This window comes from Streptomyces sp. NPDC004111 (genome assembly GCF_042874215.1).
Lineage (GTDB): Bacteria > Actinomycetota > Actinomycetes > Streptomycetales > Streptomycetaceae > Streptomyces.
In genome coordinates this window covers 204,070-229,871 of sequence record NZ_JBIAMU010000002.1, presented here as the reverse complement: position 1 = coordinate 229,871, position 25,802 = coordinate 204,070, and the positions used below count along the sequence as shown (strand labels likewise).

Genomic DNA, 25,802 nt, shown 5'->3' with positions numbered 1-25,802 from the left:
AGGGGAAACCATGACAGCGACGACCGACGGAAGCACCGGGGCCGTGGACCCCGGAGCGACATCGGCCAGCCAGAGCACCACGAGCACCACCGCCGCGTCCGACGTCCGCGACGCCGCACGGCGGGCCACGGACCGGGCGGTCGGCCATCTGCTCGCCCGCCAGGACGCCCAGGGCTGGTGGAAGGGCGACCTGGCGACCAATGTGACCATGGATGCCGAGGACCTGCTGCTGCGCCAGTTCCTCGGCATCCAGGACGAGCGGACCCTGGCCGCCGCCGCCCTGTTCATCCGGGGCGAGCAGCGCGACGACGGCACCTGGGCCACCTTCTACAAGGGCCCCGGGGACCTCTCCGCCACCATCGAGGCCTATGTGGCCCTGAGACTGGCCGGGGACCTCCCCGACGAACCGCACATGACCCGGGCCGCCGCCTGGGTGCGGGCCCGCGGCGGCATCGCGGCGAGCCGGGTCTTCACCCGGATCTGGCTCGCCCTGTTCGGCTGGTGGAAGTGGGACGACCTCCCCGAACTGCCGCCGGAGCTGATGTTCTTCCCCAAGTGGGTACCGCTCAACATCTACGACTTCGGCTGCTGGGCGCGGCAGACCATCGTGCCGCTGACGGTGGTCTCGGCGAAGCGGCCGGTGCGCGCGGCGCCCTTCGCGCTGGACGAGCTGCACACCGACCCGCGCAACCCGAGCCCGCCCCGGCGGCAGGCCGGGCCCACCAGCTGGGACGGACTCTTCCAGCGCCTCGACAAGGCGCTGCACGTCTACCACCGGTTCGCCCCCCGGCCGCTGCGCCGGACCGCGATGAAGGCCGCGGCCCGGTGGATCATCGAACGGCAGGAGAACGACGGCTGCTGGGGCGGCATCCAGCCGCCCGCCGTCTACTCGCTGATCGCGCTCCACCTTCTTGGTTACGATCTTGAACATCCGGTCATGCGGGCAGGCCTGGAGTCCCTGGACAGGTTCGCCGTGTGGCGCGAGGACGGGGCACGGATGATCGAGGCCTGCCAGTCGCCCGTCTGGGACACCTGTCTGGCCACCATCGCGCTCGCCGACGCCGGCCTGCCCGCCGACCACCCCGCACTGGTGCAGGCGGCCGACTGGATGCTGGCGGAGGAGATCGTCAGGCCGGGCGACTGGGCGGTGCGCAGGCCCGGACTCCCGCCGGGCGGCTGGGCGTTCGAGTTCCACAACGACAACTACCCCGACATCGACGACACCGCCGAGGTCATCCTCGCCCTGCGGCGCGTCGCCCACCCCGACCGCGAGCGCATCGAGGGAGCCATCTCCCGCGGAGTGCGCTGGAACCTCGGGATGCAGTCGAAGAACGGTGCCTGGGCCGCCTTCGACGCCGACAACACCAGCGCCTTCCCCAACCGGCTGCCGTTCTGCGACTTCGGCGAGGTCATCGACCCGCCGTCGGCCGACGTCACCGCCCATGTGGTGGAGATGCTGGCCGTCGAGGGCAAGGCGCACCATCCGCGGACCCGGCGCGGCATCACCTGGCTGCTCGCCGAGCAGGAGGCCAACGGCGCCTGGTTCGGCCGCTGGGGCGTCAACTACGTCTACGGAACGGGCTCGGTGGTCCCCGCGCTCACCGCCGCCGGACTGCCCGGCTCGCACCCCGCGATCCGGCGGGCGGTCGCCTGGCTGGAGTCCGTGCAGAACGACGACGGGGGCTGGGGCGAGGACCTGCGGTCGTACCAGGACCCGGAGGGCTGGGCAGGGCGCGGGGCGTCGACCGCCTCGCAGACCGCCTGGGCGCTCCTCGCCCTGATCGCGGCCGGCGAGAGCGACTCCAAGGCCACCGAGCGGGGCATCGCCCACCTCGCCGAGACGCAGTTGCCGGACGGCTCCTGGGACGAGCCGTACTTCACCGGCACCGGCTTCCCCTGGGACTTCTCCATCAACTACCACCTCTACCGGCAGGTGTTCCCGCTCACCGCTCTGGGCCGGTACGTCCACGGGGAGCCCGTCTTCCCGCACACCCGGCCCGTCCAGGACCGGCCCAGGGCCGAGCAGGACCACTCCCGGTCCGTGCACGACACCCGCAACGCCCGCTGAGGGGGCTGCATGACCCGAAACCCGGGTTCGAACGGACCCGGCAGTTCCGCACCGCTGCTGATCGCCTGTGCGCTCGGCATCGAACGCTTCGCCCTGCGCGGCGGCGACCGCAGCGGTGCGGCCGGACCCGTCCTCGTACTCCGTACGGGAATGGGGCCGGAGGCCGCGGACTACGCGGTCGCCCGCACGCTCGCCGAGGGCCCGGCCAAGGACGCGGCGGTCATCGCCTCCGGGTTCTGCGCCGGACTCGCGGCGGGTATGCACCCCGGTGACCTGGTGGTCGCCACCGAGACCCGCGACCGGCGCGGCAGCACGCCCTGCACGGGCGCGGACGTCCTGGCCGACGCGGTGGCCAGAGCACTGCCGGAACGGGCGGTCCACACCGGGCCGCTGGCCGGCAGCGACCACGTCGTGCGCGGCACGGCCGAACGGGCCGCACTGCGCGCGTCCGGGGCGATCGGCGTCGACATGGAGTCGGCCGCGTCCCTGGCGAGCGCCCTGCGGACCGGACCGCGGCCCGTTGCCGCCGTCCGGGTGGTCGTGGACGCACCCGAGCACGAACTCCTCAGGCTCGGCACGCTCAGCGGTGGAATATCGGCTTTCCGCGTCCTCCGCCAAGTCCTGCCGGCGTTTTATGAATGGCACCGTTCTTTGCTGCTCCCCAGGAGGTGAGCCAGATGGCAATGCCGCTTCGTCAGACCATCCGGGTCGGTACCTATCTTCTCGAACAGAAAATCCGCAAGCGGGAGAAGTTTCCGCTGATCGTCGAGCTGGAGCCGCTCTTCGCCTGCAACCTCAAGTGCGAGGGCTGCGGGAAGATCCAGCATCCGGCCGGGGTGCTCAAGCAGCGCATGCCGGTGGCGCAGGCCGTGGGGGCGGTGCTCGAATCGGGCGCCCCGATGGTCTCCATCGCCGGCGGCGAGCCGCTGATGCACCCTCAGATCGACGAGATCGTGCGGCAGTTGGTGGCCCGGCGGAAGTACGTCTTCCTGTGCACCAACGCCATGCTGCTGCGCAAGAAGATCGAGAAGTTCACCCCGTCGCCGTACTTCGCCTTCGCGGTGCACATCGACGGGCTGCGCGAGCGGCACGACGAGTCGGTCGCCAAGGAGGGCGTCTTCGACGAGGCGGTGGAGGCGATCAAGGAGGCCAAGCGGCGCGGCTTCCGGGTCACCACCAACTCGACCTTCTTCAACACCGACACCCCCCAGACCATCATCGAGGTGCTCAACTTCCTCAATGACGAGCTGGAGGTGGACGAGATGATGATCTCGCCCGCCTACGCCTACGAGAAGGCACCCGACCAGGAGCACTTCCTGGGCGTCGAGCAGACCCGCGAGCTGTTCAAGAAGGCCTTCGCGGGCGGCAACCGCAAGAAGTGGCGGCTCAACCACTCGCCGCTCTTCCTGGACTTCCTGGAGGGCAAGGCCGACTTCGCGTGCACCGCGTGGGCCATTCCGAACTACTCCCTGTTCGGCTGGCAGCGGCCCTGCTACCTGATGAGCGACGGGTACGTGCCCACGTACCACGAGCTCATCGAGAAGACCGACTGGGACAAGTACGGGCGTGGCAAGGACCCGCGGTGCGCCAACTGCATGGCGCACTGCGGCTACGAGCCGACGGCCGTCCTGGCCACGATGGGCTCGCTCAAGGAGTCCATCAGGGCCGCCCGCGAGACCGTGTCCGGAAACCGCGGGTGACGTGATGGCCGCCGGGGTTCCGGTTCAGCTGGGGCTTCCCGTGCCGCCGGCCCGACCGCTCGCGACGCGCCGCATCTCGCGGCGCGTCCAGGTCGGGCCGGTGGCGGTCGGCGGGGACGCGCCCGTTTCGGTGCAGTCGATGACGACGACCCGTACCTCCGACATCGGTGCCACCCTCCAGCAGATCGCCGAGCTCACCGCGTCCGGCTGCCAGATCGTCCGGGTGGCCTGTCCGACCCAGGACGACGCGGACGCGCTCGCCACGATCGCGCGGAAGTCGCAGATCCCGGTGATCGCGGACATCCACTTCCAGCCCAAGTACGTGTTCGCCGCGATCGACGCCGGCTGCGCGGCGGTCCGGGTCAACCCGGGCAACATCAAGCAGTTCGACGACAAGGTCGGCGAGATCGCCCGTGCGGCCGGCGCGGCGGGCACCCCGATCCGGATCGGGGTCAACGCGGGCTCGCTGGACGCGCGGCTGCTGAGGAAGTACGGACGGGCCACCCCCGAGGCCCTCGCGGAATCGGCGCTGTGGGAGGCGTCGCTCTTCGAGGAGCACGGGTTCACCGACCTCAAGATCTCGGTGAAGCACAACGACCCGGTGGTGATGGTCAACGCCTACCGGCTGCTCGCCGCCCGGTGCGACTACCCGCTGCACCTGGGCGTCACCGAGGCAGGGCCCGCGTTCCAGGGCACCGTCAAGTCGGCGGTCGCCTTCGGGGCGCTGCTCAGCGAGGGCATCGGGGACACCATCCGGGTCTCGCTGTCGGCGCCGCCCGTGGAGGAGGTCAAGGTCGGCATCCAGATCCTCGAATCGCTGGGACTGCGGCAGCGGCGTCTGGAGATCGTCTCCTGCCCGTCCTGCGGGCGGGCCCAGGTGGACGTCTACCGGCTGGCGGACGAGGTGACGGCCGGGCTCGACGGCGTGCGGGTGCCGCTGCGGGTCGCGGTGATGGGCTGCGTGGTCAACGGGCCCGGAGAGGCGCGCGAGGCGGATCTGGGGGTCGCCTCGGGCAACGGGAAGGGTCAGATCTTCGTGAAGGGGCAGGTCGTGCGGACCGTGCCCGAGTCACGGATCGTCGAGACCCTGATCGAAGAGGCGATGAAGATCGCCGCGAGCATGGAGGACGCCGGGGTGCCCTCGGGCCGGCCCGACGTCACGGTGAGCTGAACAGTCATCCGAGAGGGGGCCGAACGTGGCGATCCTGGAAGGTATCAGGGGTCCGCGGGACCTGAAGGCGCTGGACGGACAAGAACTCGTCGAACTGGCCGAAGAGATCCGGCAGTTCCTGATCAACGCGGTGGCCAGGACCGGCGGTCACCTGGGGCCCAACCTCGGTGTGGTGGAGCTGACGCTCGCGCTGCACCGCGTCTTCGAGTCACCGGTCGACCGGATCCTGTGGGACACCGGCCACCAGAGCTACGTGCACAAGCTGCTGACGGGACGTCAGGACTTCTCGAAGCTGCGCGGCAAGGGCGGCCTCTCCGGCTACCCCTCCCGCGCCGAGTCGGTGCACGACGTCATCGAGAACAGCCACGCCTCCACCGTCCTCGGCTGGGCCGACGGCCTCGCCAAGGCCAACCAGGTGCTGGGACGCCACGACCACGTCGTCGCCGTCATCGGCGACGGCGCCCTGACCGGCGGCATGGCCTGGGAGGCGCTGAACAACATCGCCGCGGCCAAGGACCGCCCGCTGATCGTCGTCGTCAACGACAACGAGCGCTCCTACGCGCCCACCATCGGCGGCCTCGCCAACCACCTGGCCACCCTGCGCACCACCGACGGCTACGAGCGCTTCCTGTCCTGGGGCAAGGAGATCCTCCAGCGCACCCCCGTCGTCGGACGCCCGCTGTACGAGTCCCTGCACGGCGCCAAGAAGGGCTTCAAGGACGCCTTCGCCCCGCAGGGCATGTTCGAGGACCTCGGCCTCAAGTACGTCGGCCCCATCGACGGGCACGACGTGGCCGCGGTGGAGTCCGCGCTGCGCAGGGCCAAGCGCTTCCACGGCCCCGTACTGGTGCACTGCCTCACCCAGAAGGGCCGCGGCTACGCCTTCGCCGAGCAGGACGAGGCGGACCGCTTCCACGCGGTGGGCGCCATGGACCCGCTGACCTGCGAACCCCTCGCCCCCTCCAACGGGCCGTCCTGGACCTCGGTGTTCGGCGACGAGATGGTCAAGGTGGGGGCGGAGCGGCCGGACGTGGTGGCGCTCACCGCGGCGATGCTGCACCCGGTAGGCCTCACCAAGTTCGCGGAGGCCTACCCCGAGCGGGTCTGGGACGTCGGCATCGCCGAACAGCACGGCGCGGTGTCCGCGGCCGGGCTCGCCACCGGCGGCCTGCACCCCGTCTTCGCGGTGTACGCCACCTTCCTCAACCGCGCCTTCGACCAGGTGCTGATGGACGTGGCCCTGCACCGGTGCGGTGTCACCTTCGTCCTCGACCGGGCCGGGGTGACCGGCGCCGACGGCGCGTCCCACAACGGGATGTGGGACATGTCGATCCTCCAGGTGGTCCCCGGACTGCGGATCGCGGCGCCGCGCGACGCCGTGCAGCTGCGCGCCCAGCTGCGCGAGGCGGTGGCGGTGGACGACGCGCCGACCGTGGTGCGCTTCCCCAAGGAGTCGGTGGGCCCCGAGTACCCGGCGGCCGACCGGGTCGGCGGGCTCGACGTACTGCACCGCGACGAGGACCCCGAGGTGCTCCTGGTGTCGGTCGGCGCGCTCGCCGGGGTCTGCCTGCAGACCGCCGAGCTGCTGCGGGAGCGGGGCGTGCGGTGTACGGTCGTCGACCCGCGCTGGGTCAAGCCGGTCGATCCGGCGCTGCCGCCGCTGGCCGCGCTGCACTTGCTGGTAGCCGTCGTCGAGGACAACTCGCTCGCCGGTGGCGTGGGGGCGGCCGTCTCCCGGGCGCTGCGGGAGGCGGCCGTGGACGTGCCGCTGCGCACGTTCGGGATTCCCGAGCAGTTCCTCGCGCACGCCAAGCGCAGCGAGGTGCTGGCCGACATCGGGCTCACGCCCGTGGAGATCGCCGGGCGGATCGGCGCGGCGCTGTCCCCGTACGAGCCCGGCCGAAGTGTCGAGAAGGAGAGCTGAGGGATGACGAAGGACGCGCCCAAGGGCTTCGACCTGGCCGCACTGCTGGCCGATCGCGGCGGGGAGCGGTACGAGCTGCACGCCCGGTACCTCAACCACCAGCTGCCGCGGATGCTGCACACCATCGGCTTCGACCGGGTCTACGAGCGTGCCGAGGGCGCGTACTTCTGGGACGCCGAGGGCAACGACTACCTCGACATGCTGGCCGGGTTCGGGGTGATGGGACTCGGCCGGCACCACCCCGTCGTCCGCAAGGCGCTGCACGACGTGCTCGACGCGTCGCTCGCCGACCTGACCCGCTTCGACTGCCAGCCGCTGCCCGGTCTCCTCGCCGAGAAGCTCCTCGCGCACAGTCCGCACCTGGACCGGGTGTTCTTCGGCAACAGCGGTACGGAGGCGGTGGAGACCGCGCTCAAGTTCGCCCGGTACGCCACCGGCAAACCCCGCGTCCTGTACTGCGCGCACGCCTTCCACGGGCTGACCACCGGATCCCTCTCGGTGAACGGGGAGAGCGGGTTCCGCGACGGCTTCGCCCCGCTGCTGCCCGACACCGCGATCGAGCTGGGCGACCTGGCCGCGCTGGAGCGGGAGCTGGCCCGCGGCGACGTGGCCGGTTTCGTCGTCGAGCCGATCCAGGGCAAGGGGGTGCACGAGAGTCCGCCCGGCTTCCTGCGCGCCGCCCAGGAGCTGCTGCACCGGCACAAGGCGCTGCTGATCGCCGACGAGGTGCAGACCGGCCTCGGCCGGACCGGCGACTTCTACGCCTACCAGCACGAGGACGGGGTGGAGCCCGACCTGGTGTGCGTCGCCAAGGCGCTCTCCGGCGGCTACGTACCGGTCGGGGCGACGCTCGGCAAGGACTGGATCTTCAAGAAGGTGTACTCGTCGATGGACCGGGTGCTGGTCCACTCGGCCAGCTTCGGGTCCAACGCCCAGGCCATGGCTGCCGGGCTCGCGGTGCTCTCCGTCATGGAGGACGAGAACGTCGTCGCGAACGCCCGGCGCACCGGAGACCTGCTGCGGACCCGCCTGGCCGAGCTGGTCGGCCGGTACGAGCTGCTGCACGAGGTGCGCGGGCGCGGGCTCATGATCGGCATCGAGTTCGGCCGGCCGCAGTCGCTCAAGCTGCGCAGCCGGTGGACGATGCTCCAGGCCGCCCGCAAGGGCCTCTTCGCGCAGATGGTCGTCGTACCGCTGCTGCAGAAGCACCGGATCCTCACCCAGGTCTCCGGCGACCACCTCGAAGTGATCAAGCTGATCCCGCCGCTGACGGTGGGGGAGAAGGAGGTCGAGCGCTTCGTCGCGGCCTTCACCGCCGTGATGGACGACGCACACAGCGGCGGGGGACTGATGTGGGACTTCAGCAGGACACTGGTGAAGCAGGCGGTCCTCAACCGGTAGCGGGCCGGAACGCGGAGTTTTTGCCTCTGGGGCAAGTGGTTTGCCCCGGAGGCAACGCGTCTGGCTCAATGGACGTATGACGCCACGCCTCGAAGAGGCGGCCGAGGACTCCGGCGAGCTGCCTTCGGTCGCCCCCCACCTGCGAGAACTCCGCCGCCGCAGCGGTTTCACGCTGGAGGCCGCGGCCGGCCGTGCCGGGCTCTCGCCCGCCCACCTCTCCCGGCTGGAGACCGGACAGCGCCAGCCCTCGCTGCCGATGCTGCTGGCCCTGGCCCGTATCTACGGTACGACCGTCTCCGAGGTGCTGGGCGAGCGGACCGGCGACCGCGACGCCGTGCTGCGGGCCGGCGACATGAGCGCGCGCGAGGCCGACGGCTGGACCTACCGGCAGGCGGGCGGCTCGGGGCGGGCGATGCAGGCGCTGCGGGTCCACGTTCCGCACGCCGCGCAGCAGGACCTCGTGCGGGTGCACCCCGGCGAGGAGTGGCTGTACGTCCTCGAAGGGCGGCTGCGGCTGGTCCTGGGGGAGAGCGTCCACCTGCTGGACGCGGGCGACAGCGCCCACTTCGACTCGCTCACCCCGCACCGGATCACCGCGGTGAACCCGGGCGGGGCCGAGCTGCTTTTCGTCCACACACTGATGCAGAGCACCGTTGCCGGTCTCTGCCTGCCCCAGGAGTCATGAGATGGCGGAGCTCACCGAGTCCCAGAACGCCGCGATGGCCGCGATCGCCAGGGCCGCCGACGAGATGGCCCACTCCGGCCAGGTGGACAGCAAGAAGGCCGACTGGAACGACGGCGCGGGCCGCTCCTCCGGAGTGCTCGGCTTCGTGGAGGACCGGGCCCCGCGCGGCCTGGTCCTGCGGGTCTTCCTCTACGTCGCCGTCGGCCACGTCTTCGCGGCCTTCATCTACCTGCTCTTCACCCTCGGCGGCGAGGGCTGAGCCCTCCCGGGGGTCCGCCCCGCCGGACCCCGCCCCGCCGGACCCCGCGCTGCCGGGGCTACGCCGTGAGGCGCTCGCGCAGGGCCTCACGGGTTTCGGGCGCGAGCCCCAGCCCCCGGGAGAGGTAGGTCGCGGTGTCGCCCCAGGTCTCCTCGATGGTGTCGAACGCCGCGTCTATGTAGGCGGCGCGGGCGTCGAAGAGCGGTGCGAGCAGCCCCATCACCTCGTCGTTCATCGCCTCCGGCGAGTCACTGCCGCGGCGCACCTTGTAGCGGCGGTGCGGGTCGTTCGACTTCAGGTAGTCGGCGGTGATCGCCTCGCGCTCGACCCCCACGGCGAGCAGGGTCACGGCTATCGCCAGGCCCGCCCGGTCCTTGCCCGCCGCGCAGTGCATCAGCGCGGGGACGCTGTCCTCGGCCAGCGCGTGCAGCACCCGGCTGTGCTCGGCGGCCCGCTCCTTGATCATCCGCCGGTACGAGGCGGTCATCCGGGCGGCGGCCTTGCCCTCGGCGAGGATCTCGCGCAGCTGGTCGATGTTCCCGTCGCGCACCATCCGCCAGAACTCGGCGCCGTCGGCCGGGTCGCTCAGCGGGATGTTCACGTTCCGTACGCCGCTCAGCTCGACGTCCGGGCCCTCCAGCTTCTGGTCCGCCGCGTTGCGGAAGTCGAAGACCGTGTGCAGGCCGAGCGAGTCGAAGAACGCGGTGTCGGGCCCGGTGGCGTGCGCCAGGTGACCACTGCGGAAGAGCCGCCCGTACCGCGTCCGGCGGCCGTCCACGGTCGGCAGACCGCCCACGTCGCGGAAGTTCCGTACCCCGGCCAGCTCGGGTTCCGCGTCGGGGGACGTCGACGGGGCGGGGACCTGTGGCACCTGCTGGGTCACGAGTGCTCCTCAAGGGTCGTTCGCCGGCCAGCGGTGACCGACGAGGGGCGCGTTTCGACGATACGACATGGTCGGAGACGGGTTCCTGGGGCAACTCGGGGGGATTTGTTCGGCACTTGGGGCCAGGGTCGAGGGGCAGGCGGAGCCGTGGCGGCGAATTGGTTGATTTGTCGCTATGTAGGGAATTTGTAGGCACTGAATTCCGGTGTCGAGTGAGCAGAATCATAGGAACCGCGGGGCAACTGGTGCCGGTGCGTCAAATGGCAGGCCAGCAACGGAAAACGGGCACCGGGGCCGATGGGGGACGACCGCAGAACCGTGGAGAAGAGGTGCGCACGGGAAGGAGAAGACGGGAACGGCTTGTTCCGGCGGTCCGCACTCGCTTACGGTCACCGTCAATCCGGGTGGACCGCCGAATCCTGCCACCGCCCGGCATCCGCACCCATATTTCTTCGTGTGGCAGGAGCGGGGGACCCAGGTAGTACGCCGGCACCGGAGGACGCGAGTCCGCCGGTACGGCTAGGGGTGAAGCCGCGCTCGACAAGAGCGCGGCCGGGCATCTCCAGCCCGAACCCGACAGCTCACCTCGCAGGCGCCGGAGAGGAATCCGTCATGCCTGCAAAGGGTAAGCACCGCCGCCCGAAGCCCAGTTCCTCGCTCACCCGCGGCTTCGTCGCCGCCGGTACGGGCGGTGCGGCTCTGGCCCTCCCGCTGATCGGCGCCGCCGGGGCACAGGCCGCCGAGCCCGCCGCCGCCCCGGCCGTCGCTCCCGGCCACGCGGCCCAGCCGAAGGCCGAGCAGACCCAGCAGGTGCGGATTCCGCAGCAGCGCGCCGCGGAGCAGACCGCGGCCCCGCGCACCGACGCCGACCGCACGGCCACCCGTACGTACTCCGTGGTGACCGGCGACCACCTGTCGAAGATCGCCGCTGCCGAGAAGGTGCGCGGCGGCTGGCAGAAGCTCTACGAGGACAACCGGTCCGTCGTCGGCGGCGACCCGTCGCTGATCTACCCCGGTATGAAGCTCTCGATCGGCGCCAAGGCCTCCGGCGCCAAGACCTCCACGCAGGCCGCCCCGGCCGCCGGGAAGCAGTCCGCGCCCGTCGAGCGCAAGGCCGTCGAGCGCACCGAGGAGCGCAAGGAGCAGCGCACCGGGCACCGCACCGAGAAGCGCGAGCGCACCGGGAAGCAGGAGCAGCGCACCGAGCGCCGCAGCGAGACCCGCGAGCGGTCCACCGGCTCGGGCACCGGCTTCACCGCCCCCGTCTCCTCCGGCGTCTCCACCTCCTACCGGGCCTCCGGCGGCAGCTGGTCCAGTGGCTACCACACCGGCGTCGACTTCCGCGCCTCCTCCGGCACCTCGGTCAAGGCCGTCGGCGCGGGCACCGTCGTCTCGGCCGGCTGGGGCGGCGCGTACGGCAACGAGGTCGTCATCCGGCACAACGACGGCCACTACTCGCAGTACGCCCACCTCTCCGCGCTGAACGTCCGCTCCGGCCAGAGCGTCACCGGCGGCCAGCAGATCGGCTACTCCGGCTCCACCGGAAACTCCACCGGCCCGCACCTGCACTTCGAGATCCGCACCGGCCCCGGCTACGGCTCCGACATCGACCCGCTGAGCTACCTGCGCCAGAAGGGCGTCTCCCTCTGACGCACGGGCCCGTCGCCCCGTCCTCCGCGCCCCCGTACCGGCACCGGTACGGGGGCGCGGACGCGTCCCGAGAGGCCCGACCTGCGTATTCCGGGTTGAATGAATCTTGACCGGTGGCATATCTCACCCCCCGTCAACCCCTCCCTACGGTGGCGTAGGTCACTTGAGAAAGTGAAGGATGTGTCGACGTGGCAGACGATTCGAGATTCTTCAGCGCAGGCACCATCGGGTCGTACGCGGCGATCGGGGACAGCTTCACCGAAGGGGTCGGCGACCCCGGGCCCGACGGCGCGTACCTCGGCTGGGCCGACCGACTGGCCGTCCTTCTGGACGACCGGGTACCCGAGCACACCTTCCGTTACGCGAACCTCGCCGTGCGGGGCAAGCTCCTCGACCAGATCGTGGCGGACCAGGTCCCGCGGGCCAAGGAGCTGGCCCCCGACCTGGTCAGCTTCTGCGCGGGCGGCAACGACATCATCCGGCCCGGCACCGACCCCGACGACGTGGCCGAGCGGTTCGAGAAGGCGGTCGCCGACCTGACCTCGGCGGTCGGCACCGTCATGGTCACCACCGGCTTCGACACCCGGGGCGTCCCGGTGCTGCGCCACCTGCGCGGCAAGGTCGCCACCTACTCGGCGCACGTGCGGTCCATCGCGGACCGCTACGACTGCCCGGTGCTCGACCTGTGGTCGCTGAAGTCCGTCCAGGACCGGCGGGCCTGGGACTCCGACCGGCTGCACCTCTCGCCCGAGGGCCACACCCGGGTCGCCCTGCGGGCCGGGCAGGTGCTCGGCCTGGAGATCCCGGCCGACCCGGACGAGGCGTGGCCGACGCTGCCCCCGCGCGGCACGCTCGAAGCGCGCCGCGACAACATCCAGTGGGCGCGCGAGCACCTCGTGCCGTGGATCGGCCGCAGGCTGCGCGGCGAGAGCTCGGGCGACCACGTCGAGGCGAAGCGGCCGGACCTGCTGCCGCTCTGACGGCCCGTCGGGCCCCGGTGCGGCTCCGTCCGGGCGTCAGGCCGCGGGCGGGGCCGGAGCCAGGTCCGCCGGGCCGGCCAGGGAGGTGTTCCCGTGCACGGTGCAGGCGTACGCCCCGGCGAGCGCCCCGAGCCCGGCGCACTCCTCCAGGCTCCGGCCGGCCAGCCGCCCGTACAGGAACCCGGAGACATAGGCGTCGCCCGCTCCGTTGGAGTCCACCACGGGGGCGGGCGGCGGCGTCGCGGGGACGTGGCGCGGGGTGCTGCCGCCGTCGCGGGTCAGCAGGTACGAACCGCCCGCACCCGCCGTCGCCACCACCGTCGCGGCCCGGCCCTCGCGCAGGATCTCCCGCATCACCTCGCCGATCCGCGTCCCGGCGCCCGCCGCGCTGAGGAACACCAGGTCCGCCCGGAGGGCGAACGCCCGGTGGTGGTCGGCCAGGCCGTCCCAGTCGTGCAGATCGGTGGAGAACGGCACACCGGACTCCACCACGTCGTCCAGCAGGTGCCGAGCGAACCCCATGATCGACACGTGGACGTGCCGGGCCCGGCGCAGGTGCGGCAGGAAGAAGTCACCGGGCATCCGCAGGTCCTCGGGGTCGCGGGCGTCGTAGAACGACATCCGGCGGCCCGTCGGGTCCACCAGGTTCACCGCCCGCCGGGTGCCCGCCGCCGACACCAGCGGTTCGAAGTCCACACCGCCCTTGGCCATCCGCTCCCTGACCTGGCCGCCGATCCAGTCGTCGCCGATGACGTCCAGGAACTTCACGTCCAGCCCCAGCGCCCGGCAGCCCAGCGCGACGTTGCCGCCGGTGTGGCCCGGCCACTCGCGGATCGGCGCCACCCCGACGGAGTCGGCCAGCGGCACCGGCAGCGCGTCGACCCGCACCACCGTGTCCACACCGCTGCCGCCGATCACCAGCACGTCGATACCGTCGCCGCTGTCCTGCTGGTCCTGCCGCCCGTCGGCCCCGGCCGCCTGCTCCTGCTGCGCCACCGCGCTCCCCTTCCCTCGCCCCGGACTTCCCACGACGGGCCCAGTATGCGGGGTGCCGGTGGGGGCGGAGCCCTGCCGCGGGGCGGGAGTGGCCGCAGGGGACCGGAGGTCCGCGAGTGTGTTCGCGAGGTGAAGGGTCGAAGTAAATTCCGTGAGGTGAATTTCGCACCGGTGCGGGAGTGGCGCGGCCCCTCGGCGGCCGGGCAGTGCTGGGATGTTCCCGCTTTGTACCGATCCGAGTTGTGCCGGACGGCCCTGGGCCGACCGGTCTGCGAAAGGACCACCCCGTGTCCGTACCTCCGCCCGTACTCTCCCGGGCCCTCACCGTGGCCGCCCTCGCCGGGGGGCTGCTGGTGACGGCGGCGCTGCCCGCCGCCGCGCTGCCCTCCCTCGCCCCGGAAGCCGCGGCCCCCGCCGTCGCCCAGGCCGCCCGCCCGGTGCCGACCACGGTCACCGTCACCGGTTCGGGCGCGGCCTCCGCCGCCCCGGACATGGCGGTCATCGGCATGGGCGTCGAGACCACCGCCCCCACCGCGAAGGCCGCCCTGGCCGCGCAGTCCAAGGCGGCCAAGGCGCTGCTGGCCGCCGTCCGCAAGCAGGGCATCGCCGACCGCGACGTACGCACCGAGAGCCTCTCGCTGAACCCGGTCAACGAGTACGAGAACGGCGTCACCAAGCTGGTCGGCTACCAGGCCGGGCAGAACTTCTCGGTCCGGGTGCGCGACATGGACCGCACCGGGAGCGTCATCCAGGCGGCGATGGACGCGGCGGGCAACGCCGGACGCATCGGCTCCATCAGCTTCGACGTCTCCGACCCCGCCCCGCTGCGCACCGAGGCCCGCAGGGCCGCCCACCACGACGCCCGCACCAAGGCCGAGCAGTACGCGAAGCTCAACGGGCGCAGGCTGGGCCGGCTCGTCTCGGTCAGCGAGTCGGACGGCGGGCGTCCGACCCCGGTGGCGCTGCCGCCGGGCGCCGCCGCCGACGAGCCGGTGCCGGTGGCGCCCGGCGAGGTCCAGGACCAGGTCACGCTGACCGCGGTCTACGAGCTGGACTGACCCGACGGGCATCCGGCCCGGGTACCGCGCGCACCATCGGCCACCGGCGGAAAAGTGCGGCCCGGCGGGCATAGGGCGGGGCCCCGGCACGTTCTCGTAGTGCGTCTTCGCGATGCGCCGTGGACGGCCGGGGCCCCGCTGCCGTCCGTTCCCGCAACCGACCGCCGCTGTGCCGCCCACGGTCACGGGCCCGTGACCACGGCGTCGCACGGGGTGCACATAATGAAAATGAAGCCGAACCCCTTGGAGGTGCCGTGACCAGTGCGGATTCCCCGCTGAAGCCGTTGCGCGAGAGACTGCGCGGGCTGCGGACCGCGGCCTTCGGAGCCGACCCCGCGGGTGAGCGGATGGAGCGCATCCGGCGCTCGCCCCAGTTCGCCGACGGCGTCTTCCAGAACCCCGAGGGCACCCGCAGCAGGCCCAGCTCCAGCTCCACCCGCGAACTGCTCGCCACCTACTTCCGCAAGGAGGAGCGCGTCCTGCGCGCCCCCTCCGGAACCGTCCCGGTGTACGCCACCACGCTCGCCGACACCGCCGAGCCGCCCTCCTCCGGGCTCCGCATCACCTGGATGGGCCATTCGACGGTGCTCGCCGAGATCGACGGCAGCCGGGTGCTCTTCGACCCGGTCTGGGGCGAGCGCTGCTCCCCCTTCGACTTCGCCGGTCCCAAGCGGCTGCACCCCGCGCCGGTGCCGCTCGCCTCGCTCGGCGCGGTCGACGTCGTCGTCATCTCGCACGACCACTACGACCACCTCGACATGCCCACCATCAAGGCCCTGACCAGGACGGACACCGTCTTCGCGGTGCCGCTGGGGGTCGGCGCGCACCTGGAGCACTGGGGAGTGTCCCCGGACCGCATCCGGGAGCTCGACTGGAACGAGTCCGCCGAGGTCGCGGGCCTCACCCTCACCGCGACCCCCGCCCGGCACTTCTGCGGACGCGGTCTGCGCAACCAGCAGCACACCCTCTGGGCCTCCTGGGCCGTCCGGGGACCGGAGCACCGGATCTACCACAGCGGGGACACCGGCTACTTCCGGGGCTTCCGTGACATCGGCGCGGCCCACGGCCCCTTCGACATCACGATGATCCAGATCGGCGCGTACAGCCCGCACTGGCCGGACATCCACATGACCCCCGAGGAGGGGCTGCGCGCCCACCTCGACCTCCAGGGCGGCAGCCCGCACGGAGTGCTGCTGCCGATCCACTGGGGCACCTTCAACCTGGCCCCGCACCCGTGGGCGGAGCCGGCCGAGTGGACCCGGGACGCCGCGCGGGACGCGGACCAGGGGGTGGCCTTCCCCTGTCCCGGCGAGCCCTTCGAGCCGGCCGGGAAGCTGCCGTCGGCGCCGTGGTGGCGAGGCGTCTCGGGGCCGGTCGCCCGGCACTGGCGCGGGACGGCCGAGCCGTCCGCCGTCCTGCAGGAGGTCCGCGGCGAACGGAACCTCGCGTCGAGCTCCGAACGCTGAGAACCCGTCCCTTCCTCGGGCCGCTCCTCGCCGCGCGGTGACGGAGTCCCGCTCCGCGCAGCTCCGTTGCCCCGCCGGTATGTCCCAGGGCCCCGGCCTCCCTCACGCAGGGAGGCCGGGGCCCTGTGCGTAGTTGTTGAGTAATCGTTCAGTAAATGCCGCTGTCTTGAGGCGAGTTGGCCGTTCAAAGGAACTCAACCGGTCTATGGACAGTGCCCGAGGGGCACGTCTACCTTGTCGCCAGGCCCGGCGCTCCGCCGCGGAGCCGCCCGCGATCACCTGGAACGGAGCAGGGTTCATGAAGGACGTCACCGACCTGACCGAAGGCTGGACGCTGCGGTACGACGGCGCGGCGATACCCGCCCGGGTGCCCGGCTGCGTCCACACCGACCTGCTCGCCGCGGGCCGCATCCCCGACCCCTACCTCGGCGACAACGAGCACGAGGTCGCCTGGATCGGCCGCACCGACTGGACGTACGACCTCCGGCTCGCCGCGCGCGACACCCACCACGAGCGCACCGACCTCGTCCTCGACGGCCTGGACACCGTCGCCGAGATCACCCTCGGCGGCGCACGGGTCGGCCGCACCCGCAACATGCACCGCGGCTACCGCTTCGACGTCACCGGGCAGCTCGCCGCCCCGGACGCGGACGGCGCCCTGTCGGTCCGCTTCACCTCCGCCCACACCGAGGCGGAAGCCGTCCGAGCCGCGCTCGGCGACCGGCCCAACGCCTATCCGCAACCCTTCCCGTTCATCCGCAAGATGGCCTGCTCCTTCGGCTGGGACTGGGGCCCGACCCTGGTCACCGCCGGCCTGTGGAAGCCGGTGCGGCTGGAGCACTGGTCGACCGCCCGGCTCGCCTCCGTACGCCCGCTGGTCACCGTCGAGGACGGCACCGGACGCGCCGAACTGCGCATCGAGGTGGAGCGCACCACCGACGGCCCGCTCACCGCCCGCGCCCGCGTCGACGGCCGCACCGCCGACGTCACCTTCGACACCGACGAGGCCGTCCTGACGGTCGAGGTGCCCGACGCCGAGCTGTGGTGGCCGCGCGGCTACGGCGACCAGGTGCTGTACGACGCCGAACTGGAGCTCCTCGACGCCGAGGGCACCTTGCTGGACCGCTGGGAGCGCAGGATCGGGTTCCGCACCGTCGTGCTCGACACCGGGGCCGACGCGCACGGCACCGGCTTCACCCTGGCCGTCAACGGCGAGCGGATCTTCGCCCGCGGCGTCAACTGGATCCCGGACGACGCGCTGCCCTCGCGCGTCACCCCCGACCGCTACCGCACCCGCCTCACCCAGGCGGCCGACGCCGGGGTCGACCTGGTCCGCGTCTGGGGCGGCGGGATCTACGAGTCCGACGCGTTCTACGACGTCTGCGACGAACTCGGCCTGATGGTCTGGCAGGACTTCCTCTTCGCCTGCGCCGCCTACCCCGAGGAGCAGCCGCTGCGCGCCGAGATCGAGGCCGAGGCCCGGGACAACGTCCGCAGGCTCATGCCGCACCCCTCGCTGGTCCTGTGGAACGGCAACAACGAGAACCTCTGGGGCTTCCGCGACTGGGGCTGGGAGGAGGAGCTCGCGGGCGACTCCTGGGGCGAGGGCCTCTACCTGGGCCTGCTGCCGCGCGTCGTCGCCGAGACCGACCCCACCCGCCCCTACTGGGCCGGCAGCCCGTGGTCCGGCAGCTGGGACCACCACCCCAACGACCCCGCCCACGGCACCGCGCACTCCTGGGAGGTGTGGAACCGCACCGACTACGCCGACTACCTCGACACCGTCCCCCGCTTCGTCGCGGAGTTCGGCTGGCAGGCGCCCCCCACCCACGCCACCCTCCGCCGCGCCCTGCCCGGCGAGGACCTGCGCCCCGACTCGCCCGGCATGCTCCACCACCAGAAGGCCGAGGACGGCAACGGCAAGCTGGCCCGGGGACTCGCCCGCCACTTCACCGCCCCCGACGACTTCGACCGCTGGCACTACCTCACCCAGGTCAACCAGGCACGGGCGGTGGCCACCGGCATCGAGCACTGGCGCTCGCACTGGCCGCGCTGCGCCGGCACCGTCGTCTGGCAGCTCAACGACTGCTGGCCCGTCACCTCCTGGGCCGCCGTCGACGGCGACGGCCGCCCCAAGCCCCTCTACCACGAACTGCGCAGGCTCTACGCGGACCGGCTGCTCACCCTCTCCGTGCGCGACGGACGCCGGTCCGTGGCCGCCGTCAACCAGTCCGCGACCGGCTGGGACACCGTCGTCACCCTGCGCAGGACCACCGCGGACGGGCACACCCTCGCCGAGACCAAGTGCGCACTGCGGGCCGAAGCCCGATCGGTCGGCCTCGCCGAGGTGCCCGGGGAACTGCTGCCGGCCTCCGGCCGGGAGTTCCTGGTGGCCGACGCGGACGGGCTGCGCGCCCTGTACTTCCCCGTACCGGACAAGGAGTTCGACTACCCCGAGCCCGCCCACGACGTGGACGTGGTGCGCCACCCGGACCGGGTCGAGATCGTGGTGACCGCCCGCACCCTGCTGCGCGACCTGCTGCTCCAGGCCGACCGGCTGGCCCCCACGGCAGTGGCGGACCGAGGCCTGTGCACCCTGCTGCCGGGGGAGCGGACCGTGATCACGGTACGGGGCTGGGAGCCGGACCCCGCAACGGCGGACGAGCGGGCCGCGGTCCGGGCGGCCCTCTTCGCGGTGCGCAACGAGACCGCCGGGCCCGGCGCGGGGGAGAGCGCGTGAGCGAGCGGCGGGTGACCATCAGGGACGTCGCGGCGGGCGCCGGGGTGTCCCGGGCCGCCGTGTCGCTGGCCTTCAACAACAAGCCGGGCGTCTCCGAGGCGACCCGCGCCCGGATCCTGGAGGTCGCCCGCACCCTGGGCTGGGAGCCGAACCTCTCGGCCCGCGCGCTCAACAAGCGGGGCACCGGCACGATCGGGCTCGCCATCTGCCGCCCGGCCCGCCAGCTCGGCCTGGAACCCTTCTACATGGAGTTCATCTCCGGCCTGGAGAGCGTCGTCTCCGACCACTCCGGCGCCCTGCTGCTGCGCCTGGTCACCGGCATGGACGAGGAGATCGAACTCCAGCGCCACTGGTGGCGCTCCGGGCAGACCGCCGGTTCCGTCCTGGTCGACTTCCACGAGCAGGACCCCCGCGTCCCCGCGCTGTCCCGGCTCGGGATACCGGCGGTCGCCGTCGGCCACCCCTCGCTGACCGGTCCCTTCACCTCGCTGTGGACCGACGACAGCACGGCCGTCACCGAAGCGGTCCGCTACCTCGCCGCACTCGGCCACCGGACCGTCGCCCGGGTCGGCGGCACCGCCGAACTGGGCCACAGCCGGATCAGGCGCGCCGCGTTCGCCGCCGCCATGGCCGCACTCGGCCTGGACGGAGAGCGGCAGGTGGACACCGACTTCTCCGGCGAGTCCGGGGCCAGGGCCACCCGCTCGCTGCTCAGCGCCGCCGAGCGGCCCACCGCGATCCTCTACGACAACGACCTGATGGCCGTCGCCGGACTGTCCGTCGCCGCCGAGATGGGGCTGCGCGTCCCCGCCGACCTCTCCCTGCTCGCCTGGGACGACTCCCAGCTCTGCGCACTCACCCACCCCACCCTGTCCGCGATGGGCCACGACATCCACGCCTTCGGGGCCGAGGTCGCCCGCGCCCTGTACGGGCTGCTGTCCGGCGAACGGGCCACCGCCCGCCTGGCGGCCACCCCGACCCTCACCCCGCGCGGCTCCACGGCCCGCCCGTCCGGACGGGGGAGCGCCGCCGTACCCGGGTGAGCCCTTCGAACCCACGTCGCAACGCCCCGCACGCTGGCCGAACACGATCGGGTGACATCCGGCGGACGCCGGACGGGATCCCGGCAGCGCCGCCCCGGCCCCGGAGGCGCAAGAACCCCCTCGGTACCGGCCGCCCCCGCTTCCCAGGGGCGGCCGGTTTCGTATCCCCGTACGAGGCCTCATACCAGAGCGGGACCCCGCGCGGGGAAGTTTGGCAACTGCCCATCACCCATGGAATGTTCCCGACTACTGTGAGTGCCCGGTGATCAACGGGGGCCCGCATCACCCGAGTTGAGTCCAGCTCCGCATCCGGCCCGGAAACGGTCCGGCAGCGGGACCCTCCGCAGGAGGGCCCCGCCCCGTCGAATCCCTGGGGCCCCACGTACCGAGGACGCTGATGTCTCAACTTCGCGCACCCTCCGCGCGAGCAGACCGCCGCGAGGGCGGGCGGCACGGCCGGCCGGGGGTCCGCCCCCCGGCGGCGTCCGCCCCCGAGGCGCACGTACGTCCGCAGATGCTCCGCGCGGCCGTGCTTCCCGCCGTGGTCGTCGCCATGAGCGGGGCCGCCGCGGTGCTCTACACCTTCCGCTCCACCGGCGCCCGGCCGACCCAGAGCTTATGGGCGGGCCTCGCCGTGGCCGCCGTACTCGCCGCACTCGCGGTCGGCACCGCCGCGCTGGCCGCCCACCGCACCGCCAGGACCGTCTTCGCCCGGTGCAACGAACTGCGCCGCGGCAGCGCGCGCAGCCAGGACGAACTGCGGGCCCTCGTGGACCGGCTGCGCCGGGGCGAGACCCCCGACACCAGGCGCACCGTGCCCCCCGGCCTCGCCCGCACCGGCGACGAGTTCGACCTGCTGGGCCAGGAACTGGGGCGCGCGCACGACGCGGCGGTGACCGCCGTCGTCCAGGCCTCCCAGTTCTCCAGCAGCGCGGGCACCGACCAGAAGGTCGAGGTCTTCGTCAACCTGGCCAGACGGCTCCAGTCGCTGGTGCACCGCGAGATCCAGCTCCTCGACGAGCTGGAGAACGAGGTGGAGGACCCCGACCTGCTCAAGGGCCTCTTCCAGGTCGACCACCTGGCCACCCGAATCCGGCGGCACGCCGAGAACCTCGCCGTGCTCGGCGGAGCGATCTCCCGGCGCCAGTGGAGCAACCCGGTCTCCATGAGCGAGGTCATGCGCTCCTCGATCGCCGAGGTCGAGCAGTACTCCCGGGTCAAGCTCGTGCCGCCGATCGACGGCACGCTGCGCGGCCACGCGGTCGCCGACATCATCCACCTGCTCGCCGAACTGGTGGAGAACGCGACGGTGTTCAGCGCCCCGCACACCACCGTGCTGCTGCGCGCCCAGTTCGTCACCGCGGGCCTGGCGATCGAGGTCGAGGACCGCGGCCTGGGCATGCCGGTCACCGAACAGAACAAGATGAACGCCCTGCTCACCGACCCCGACCAGGTCAATGTGCAGAACCTGCTCCAGGACGGCCGGATCGGCCTCTTCGTGGTGTCCGCGCTGGCCCGCAGGCACGGCATCGCCGTCCGCCTCCAGAACAACATCTACGGCGGCGTGCAGGCCGTACTCGTCCTCCCGGAGGGCCTGTTGGGCGACGACCACGACAGCGCGGGCGCCGGCGCGGCGCGCCGCCAGGGCGGCGCCGCACCGGGCGCCGTACCCGCGCAGCAGCAGGGCGAACGGCCCCCGATATCCGGCGCGGCCCCCGACGGGCGGCAGCCCGTACCGCCGCCCCGCCCGGCCCCGTCCGACCCCGGCGCAGCGCCCGCCGAGGACCTGCCGCGCACCCCGTCCCCGACCGGGACGACCGGTACGAAGGCGGCGCCCGGCACCCCCGGCCACGTCCCGCTGCCCGTCCGGGGTGCCCGCGGCGACCGGCCCACCCCGGCCGCCGCCGTCCCCGGCGTCACCCACGGGCTCACCGCACCCCCCGAGTTCGTGGTCCCGGCCGAGCCGGTGCACAGCGCGGCCCGGCCCGCCGCGGAGAGCTCCGTGCGCGGCCGGGTCAGCAAGCCCCGCCTGCCCAGGCGCCGCAGCCAGGAGAACCTCGTACCGCAGCTCAAGGACGGTCCCGCCCCGCGCAAGGACGACGAACAGCCCGCCCTGCACGACCCCGGGCTGATGGCCGCCTTCCAGCGCGGCATCGGCCTGGCCGAGGCGGCCGACGTCCGCACCGAGGAAGCACCGCGCGAGGACGACGGCCTCCTCCGCCCCGACCTGCCCCAGCGCGCCGAGCGCACCGGACACCACCCGGTCGTCCCGGAGCACCCCGGCGAGCAGGGACCCCGGGCCGCCGCGGAGCCCACCGACATCCCCTTCGCCGACGCCGCCCGCCCCGACGACACGAACTTCCCCACCCCCAAGGAGTAACCCCATGGTGAGCGATGCGCCGACCGGCCAGGCGGCCGACCTCGACTGGCTGCTGAGCGGCCTCGTCCAACGAGTGCCGTACACCCGCAGCGCCGTCCTGCTCTCCTCCGACGGGCTCGTCAAGTCCGTGCACGGCCTCGACACCGACAGCGCCGACCACATGGCCGCCCTCGCCTCCGGGCTGTACTCGCTGGGCCGCAGCGCCGGCATGCGGTTCGGCGACGGCGGCGAGGTCCGGCAGGTGGTGGTCGAACTCGACTCCACGCTGCTGTTCGTCTCGACGGCGGGCTCCGGGACCTTCCTCGCCGTGCTCGCGGGCCGCGAGGCCGACGCCGCCGTCCTCGGCTACGAGATGGCGATGCTGGTCAAGAGCGTACGACCGTACCTGGCGACGCCCGCACGGCAACGGGCGGGCAGTGCGCCGAACGCCCCGGGGCAGTGACCGTGGCGGCCCCGCAGGACGGGCCCTGGCTCGACGACGCGGCCGGCCGGCTGATCCGCCCGTACACCGTGAGCGACGGCCGCACCCGACCCACCGCCGAACTCGACCTGCTGACCCTGGTGATGGCCACCGGAACCACCCTCCCCGTACACCTCGGACCGGAGCACGTCACCGCGCTCGGACTGTGCGACGACCCGATGTCGGTGGCCGAGATCGCGGGGCACCTGCGGCTGCCCGCGGTCGTCACCAAGGTCGTGCTCTCCGACCTGGTGGACTGCGGCGCGGTCGTCACGCACGCACCGGTCCTCCAACACACCCCGACCGACCGCGACTTGCTGGAGGCAGTGCTCGATGGTCTACGACGACAACTCTGACTACGGCTACGGAGACGGCAGCTGGGCGGGCGACGGCCACGGGGGCCAGTACGCGGGCGACCACGGCGGCGGGGAGCAGCCGGGCCCCGAGGTCTTCCCCACCGCGCTCAAGATCCTCGTGGCGGGCGGCTTCGGCGTCGGCAAGACGACCTTCGTCGGATCGGTCAGCGAGATCGACCCGCTCAGCACCGAGGAACTGCTCACCCAGGCCGGCGCGCACACCGACAGCCTGGAGGGCATCGAGAACAAGTCCATGACCACCGTCGCCATGGACTTCGGCCGGATGACCCTCGACGAGCAGCACGTCCTCTACCTCTTCGGCACCCCCGGGCAGGAACGGTTCTGGTTCATGTGGGACGAGCTGTCCAAGGGGGCGCTCGGGGCCGTCGTGCTCGCCGACACCCGCCGTCTGGAGGACTGCTTCGCCGCCGTCGACTTCTTCGAGCAGCGCGGCATCGGATTCGTCGTCGCCGTCAACGAGTTCGACGGCGCCTTCCGGTACGAACCCGAAGAGGTGCGCGGCGCCCTCGACCTCAGCCCCCAGATCCCCGTGGTGATCTGCGACGCCCGGCTCGCCAGCTCCGGCATCGCCACCCTGGTCACCCTCGTCAAGCACCTGCTGAACAACGCGCCCGCGATTCCCACCACCCACGGAGCCCACCCATGACGGGAGCCCACCCATGACGAACGACAGGATCGGACACCTGCTGCTCACCCCCGCGGATCGGGAGGGGCCCGAACGGGCGCGCAGGCTCAGGCAGTTGGGGGTGGGCGGCCGGCCCGACCCGATGCTCGACGCGTTCGCGGTCCGGCTCGCGGAAGCCGTCGCCGCGCCGTACTCCATGGTCAACTTCATCGACGAGAACCGGCAGTTCTTCGCCGGGCTGCACACCCCCTCCGGCACGCATTCCGGCAGCGACCTCGGCGCCGCCGCGGCGGCCGGGCGGATGGGCCGGGCGATGGCCCGCGACCACGGCTACTGCCCGCACGTCGTGGCCCGCCGCAAGGCCCTCGTCCTGGAGGACGTCTGCGACTACCCGCGCTTCGCCGGGAACCCGGTCGTCGACGAGATCGGCATCCGCTCCTACCTCGGTGCCCCGCTGATCGACCGCTCCGGCATCGCGCTCGGCGCCATCTGCGTCGTCGACACCAAACCCCGCCAGTGGGGACGCGAGGGACTGGAGACCATCAAGGCGCTGGCCGCCGAGCTGATGGCGGAGATCGCGCGACGCGAGGAGGGCGCCGGCTGACGGGCCGCCGCGGCCGGTGGGCGCTCGGCCCGGCCCCGGCTGCCGGGGCGTTACCGTCGACCCCGGTACGAGGCAGCCGGCCGCCCGGACCGGCCGGGCCCAGCGAGGGAGTGCACACCATGACGGACCAGAGCGACCTGCGCCTCGGCGTCCTCGGCTACGGGCTGCGCGGCAGCCTCGCCCGTACGGCCCACCGGCCCGGGGCCGGAGCCCGGGTGACCGCCCTCGCCGACCCCGACGACCGCGCCCGCGCGCTCGCCGCCGGGGACTTCCCCGACGCGGCCCTGGCCGCCGACCACCGCAAGGTCACCGAGGACCCCGCCGTCGACGCCGTCCTCGTCCTCACCCCGGACCACACCCACGCCGACCTGGCCTGCCAGGCACTGCGGGCCGGGAAACCGGTCTTCGTGGAGAAGCCGCTGGAGACCTCCGTCGAGGACTGCGACACCGTCCTGCGCACCGCGTACGAGACCGGCACCCGGCTCTACGTCGGCCACAACATGCGGCACATGCCGGTGGTCCGCCTGATGCGCGACCTGATCGCGGCGGGCACGATCGGCCGGGTCCGCACCGTGTGGATCCGGCACTTCGTCGGCTACGGCGGCGACTGGTACTTCAAGGACTGGCACGCGGAACGCCGGCACACCCACGGACTCCTCCTCCAGAAGGCCGCCCACGACATCGACGTCCTGCACTGGCTGGCCGGCGGCTACGCCCGCGACGTCCAGGCCATGGGCGACCTGATGGTCTACGGCGACAACCCGCACCGCCGCGCCCCCGGCGAGCCCAAGACCGACGACTGGTACACCAAGGACGGCCACTGGCCGCCGCACACCCAGCGCGGCCTCAACCCGGTCATCGACGTCGAGGACGTCTCGCTGCTCAACATGCGCCTGGACAACGGGGTCCTGGCCGCCTACCAGCAGTGCCACTTCACCCCCGACTACTGGCGCAACTACACGGTCGTCGGCGACGCGGGCCGCCTGGAGAACTTCGGCGACGGCCCCGGCGGCCACGTCAAGGTGTGGAACAGCCGCCGCTCCGGGCACCGCTTCGACGCCGACGAGGTCCACGAGATCCCGGCGGCCGAGGACGGGGCGGGCCACGGCGGCGCCGACCCGCTGCTGATCGACGAGTTCCTGCGCTTCGCGCGGCACGGCGGCGTCACGGACACCTCGCCGGTCGCCGCCCGGATGGCGGTCGCCGCGGGCTGCGGGGCCACCGATTCGCTGCGCGACGGCGGAACCCCGCGCACTGTTCCCGCCCCCGACCCCGAGATCGCCGCCTACTTCGCCCGGGGGCAGCGGCGGGCATGAGGCGGGGCGCGCCGGG

Annotated in this window: 22 protein-coding genes and 1 riboswitch; of the genes, 20 read left to right on the top strand and 2 right to left on the bottom strand. The window is 72.7% G+C overall.

Annotation, left to right across the window (positions count from 1 at the left end; genetic code table 11):
- Positions 1–10 precede the first annotated feature (10 nt).
- From shc to ACFYVL_RS05445, 8 genes are all read left to right on the top strand, one after another.
- Positions 11–2,068: a squalene--hopene cyclase gene (gene shc, locus ACFYVL_RS05480; RefSeq protein WP_389241495.1), complete on the top strand. Its 2,058-nt coding sequence runs from the start codon at positions 11–13 to the stop codon at positions 2,066–2,068.
- Positions 2,069–2,077: 9 nt separating this feature from the next.
- Positions 2,078–2,740 carry a 1-hydroxy-2-methyl-2-butenyl 4-diphosphate reductase gene (locus tag ACFYVL_RS05475; RefSeq protein ID WP_389241494.1) on the top strand — a complete coding sequence of 221 codons (663 nt, stop codon included), beginning with the start codon at positions 2,078–2,080 and terminating at the stop codon, positions 2,738–2,740.
- A gap of 5 nt (positions 2,741–2,745) precedes the next feature.
- The gene (gene hpnH / locus ACFYVL_RS05470; RefSeq protein ID WP_389241493.1) at positions 2,746–3,768 is read left to right on the top strand and encodes an adenosyl-hopene transferase HpnH; all 1,023 of its coding nucleotides are present in this window, start codon (positions 2,746–2,748) and stop codon (positions 3,766–3,768) included.
- A 4-nt stretch (positions 3,769–3,772) separates the two neighbouring features.
- Positions 3,773–4,939 carry a flavodoxin-dependent (E)-4-hydroxy-3-methylbut-2-enyl-diphosphate synthase gene (gene ispG, locus ACFYVL_RS05465; protein ID WP_389241492.1) on the top strand — a complete coding sequence of 389 codons (1,167 nt, stop codon included), beginning with the start codon at positions 3,773–3,775 and terminating at the stop codon, positions 4,937–4,939.
- 25 nt (positions 4,940–4,964) lie between these two features.
- Positions 4,965–6,863, top strand: a complete 1,899-nt coding sequence (gene dxs, locus ACFYVL_RS05460; protein WP_389241491.1) for a 1-deoxy-D-xylulose-5-phosphate synthase — start codon at positions 4,965–4,967, stop codon at positions 6,861–6,863.
- 3 nt (positions 6,864–6,866) lie between these two features.
- Positions 6,867–8,264 (top strand): aspartate aminotransferase family protein, encoded by a 1,398-nt coding sequence (locus ACFYVL_RS05455; RefSeq protein ID WP_389241490.1) that lies wholly within the window; start codon positions 6,867–6,869, stop codon positions 8,262–8,264.
- Between the two features lie 76 nt (positions 8,265–8,340).
- Positions 8,341–8,949: a helix-turn-helix domain-containing protein gene (locus ACFYVL_RS05450; protein WP_389241489.1), complete on the top strand. Its 609-nt coding sequence runs from the start codon at positions 8,341–8,343 to the stop codon at positions 8,947–8,949.
- A 1-nt stretch (position 8,950) separates the two neighbouring features.
- A complete protein-coding gene (locus ACFYVL_RS05445; RefSeq protein ID WP_389241488.1) occupies positions 8,951–9,208 on the top strand; it encodes a DUF6126 family protein in 258 nt (85 codons plus the stop codon).
- Between the two features lie 58 nt (positions 9,209–9,266).
- Here the strand turns inward: ACFYVL_RS05445 and ACFYVL_RS05440 are convergent, their stop codons facing one another.
- The gene (locus ACFYVL_RS05440) at positions 9,267–10,091 is read right to left on the bottom strand and encodes a tyrosine-protein phosphatase (RefSeq protein ID WP_389241487.1); all 825 of its coding nucleotides are present in this window, start codon (positions 10,089–10,091) and stop codon (positions 9,267–9,269) included.
- 400 nt (positions 10,092–10,491) lie between these two features.
- Positions 10,492–10,699, top strand: a riboswitch (cyclic di-AMP (ydaO/yuaA leader).
- 4 nt (positions 10,700–10,703) lie between these two features.
- Here ACFYVL_RS05440 and ACFYVL_RS05435 point away from each other — a divergent pair.
- Complete coding sequence (locus ACFYVL_RS05435; RefSeq protein ID WP_389241486.1) at positions 10,704–11,741, top strand: peptidoglycan DD-metalloendopeptidase family protein; 1,038 nt, start codon at positions 10,704–10,706, stop codon at positions 11,739–11,741.
- A 188-nt stretch (positions 11,742–11,929) separates the two neighbouring features.
- Positions 11,930–12,721 (top strand): SGNH/GDSL hydrolase family protein, encoded by a 792-nt coding sequence (locus ACFYVL_RS05430; RefSeq protein WP_389241485.1) that lies wholly within the window; start codon positions 11,930–11,932, stop codon positions 12,719–12,721.
- 36 nt (positions 12,722–12,757) lie between these two features.
- Here ACFYVL_RS05430 and ACFYVL_RS05425 read toward each other — a convergent pair whose 3' ends face one another.
- On the bottom strand, positions 12,758–13,642 hold the full coding sequence (locus ACFYVL_RS05425) for a carbohydrate kinase family protein (RefSeq protein ID WP_389241792.1): 885 nt from the start codon (positions 13,640–13,642) through the stop codon (positions 12,758–12,760).
- 362 nt (positions 13,643–14,004) lie between these two features.
- Between ACFYVL_RS05425 and ACFYVL_RS05420 the strand changes: the two genes are divergently transcribed.
- The 10 genes from ACFYVL_RS05420 to ACFYVL_RS05375 all read left to right on the top strand — a co-directional run bounded on the left by ACFYVL_RS05420 (position 14,005) and on the right by ACFYVL_RS05375 (position 25,786).
- Positions 14,005–14,775: an SIMPL domain-containing protein gene (locus tag ACFYVL_RS05420; RefSeq protein WP_389241484.1), complete on the top strand. Its 771-nt coding sequence runs from the start codon at positions 14,005–14,007 to the stop codon at positions 14,773–14,775.
- Positions 14,776–15,029: 254 nt separating this feature from the next.
- Complete coding sequence (locus tag ACFYVL_RS05415; RefSeq protein WP_389241483.1) at positions 15,030–16,241, top strand: MBL fold metallo-hydrolase; 1,212 nt, start codon at positions 15,030–15,032, stop codon at positions 16,239–16,241.
- A gap of 298 nt (positions 16,242–16,539) precedes the next feature.
- Positions 16,540–18,981, top strand: coding sequence for a glycoside hydrolase family 2 protein (locus tag ACFYVL_RS05410; protein ID WP_389241482.1), 2,442 nt, complete (start codon positions 16,540–16,542; stop codon positions 18,979–18,981).
- Positions 18,978–20,024 (top strand): LacI family DNA-binding transcriptional regulator, encoded by a 1,047-nt coding sequence (locus tag ACFYVL_RS05405; RefSeq protein ID WP_389241481.1) that lies wholly within the window; start codon positions 18,978–18,980, stop codon positions 20,022–20,024. Before ACFYVL_RS05410 ends, ACFYVL_RS05405 begins: the two co-directional genes overlap by 4 nt.
- Positions 20,025–20,421: 397 nt before the next feature.
- Positions 20,422–22,404, top strand: a complete 1,983-nt coding sequence (locus ACFYVL_RS05400; RefSeq protein ID WP_389241480.1) for an ATP-binding protein — start codon at positions 20,422–20,424, stop codon at positions 22,402–22,404.
- A gap of 4 nt (positions 22,405–22,408) precedes the next feature.
- Positions 22,409–22,846, top strand: a complete 438-nt coding sequence (locus ACFYVL_RS05395) for a roadblock/LC7 domain-containing protein (protein WP_389241479.1) — start codon at positions 22,409–22,411, stop codon at positions 22,844–22,846.
- 2 nt (positions 22,847–22,848) lie between these two features.
- Positions 22,849–23,220, top strand: a complete 372-nt coding sequence (locus ACFYVL_RS05390; protein WP_389241478.1) for a DUF742 domain-containing protein — start codon at positions 22,849–22,851, stop codon at positions 23,218–23,220.
- Entirely contained in the window at positions 23,198–23,887 is a 690-nt protein-coding gene (locus ACFYVL_RS05385; RefSeq protein WP_389241477.1) for an ATP/GTP-binding protein, read from the top strand. The genes ACFYVL_RS05390 and ACFYVL_RS05385 overlap by 23 nt, the downstream gene beginning before the upstream one ends.
- 13 nt (positions 23,888–23,900) lie before the next feature.
- Positions 23,901–24,470, top strand: a complete 570-nt coding sequence (locus ACFYVL_RS05380) for a GAF domain-containing protein (RefSeq protein ID WP_389241476.1) — start codon at positions 23,901–23,903, stop codon at positions 24,468–24,470.
- Positions 24,471–24,589: 119 nt separating this feature from the next.
- Complete coding sequence (locus tag ACFYVL_RS05375; protein WP_389241475.1) at positions 24,590–25,786, top strand: Gfo/Idh/MocA family protein; 1,197 nt, start codon at positions 24,590–24,592, stop codon at positions 25,784–25,786.
- The last annotated feature ends 16 nt before the right edge of the window (positions 25,787–25,802 follow it).

Excerpts from the sequence above, each read along its gene's own strand:
- shc (WP_389241495.1), top strand. The coding sequence starts at position 11 with ATGACAGCGACGACCGACGGAAGCACCGGGGCCGTGGACCCCGGAGCG.
- ACFYVL_RS05475 (WP_389241494.1), top strand. The coding sequence starts at position 2,078 with ATGACCCGAAACCCGGGTTCGAACGGACCCGGCAGTTCCGCACCGCTG.
- hpnH (WP_389241493.1), top strand. The coding sequence starts at position 2,746 with ATGGCAATGCCGCTTCGTCAGACCATCCGGGTCGGTACCTATCTTCTC.
- ispG (WP_389241492.1), top strand. The coding sequence starts at position 3,773 with ATGGCCGCCGGGGTTCCGGTTCAGCTGGGGCTTCCCGTGCCGCCGGCC.
- ACFYVL_RS05455 (WP_389241490.1), top strand. The coding sequence starts at position 6,867 with ATGACGAAGGACGCGCCCAAGGGCTTCGACCTGGCCGCACTGCTGGCC.
- ACFYVL_RS05450 (WP_389241489.1), top strand. The coding sequence starts at position 8,341 with ATGACGCCACGCCTCGAAGAGGCGGCCGAGGACTCCGGCGAGCTGCCT.
- ACFYVL_RS05445 (WP_389241488.1), top strand. The coding sequence starts at position 8,951 with ATGGCGGAGCTCACCGAGTCCCAGAACGCCGCGATGGCCGCGATCGCC.
- ACFYVL_RS05435 (WP_389241486.1), top strand. The coding sequence starts at position 10,704 with ATGCCTGCAAAGGGTAAGCACCGCCGCCCGAAGCCCAGTTCCTCGCTC.
- ACFYVL_RS05410 (WP_389241482.1), top strand. The coding sequence starts at position 16,540 with ATGAAGGACGTCACCGACCTGACCGAAGGCTGGACGCTGCGGTACGAC.
- ACFYVL_RS05400 (WP_389241480.1), top strand. The coding sequence starts at position 20,422 with ATGTCTCAACTTCGCGCACCCTCCGCGCGAGCAGACCGCCGCGAGGGC.
- ACFYVL_RS05395 (WP_389241479.1), top strand. The coding sequence starts at position 22,409 with ATGGTGAGCGATGCGCCGACCGGCCAGGCGGCCGACCTCGACTGGCTG.
- ACFYVL_RS05385 (WP_389241477.1), top strand. The coding sequence starts at position 23,198 with ATGGTCTACGACGACAACTCTGACTACGGCTACGGAGACGGCAGCTGG.
- ACFYVL_RS05380 (WP_389241476.1), top strand. The coding sequence starts at position 23,901 with ATGACGAACGACAGGATCGGACACCTGCTGCTCACCCCCGCGGATCGG.
- ACFYVL_RS05375 (WP_389241475.1), top strand. The coding sequence starts at position 24,590 with ATGACGGACCAGAGCGACCTGCGCCTCGGCGTCCTCGGCTACGGGCTG.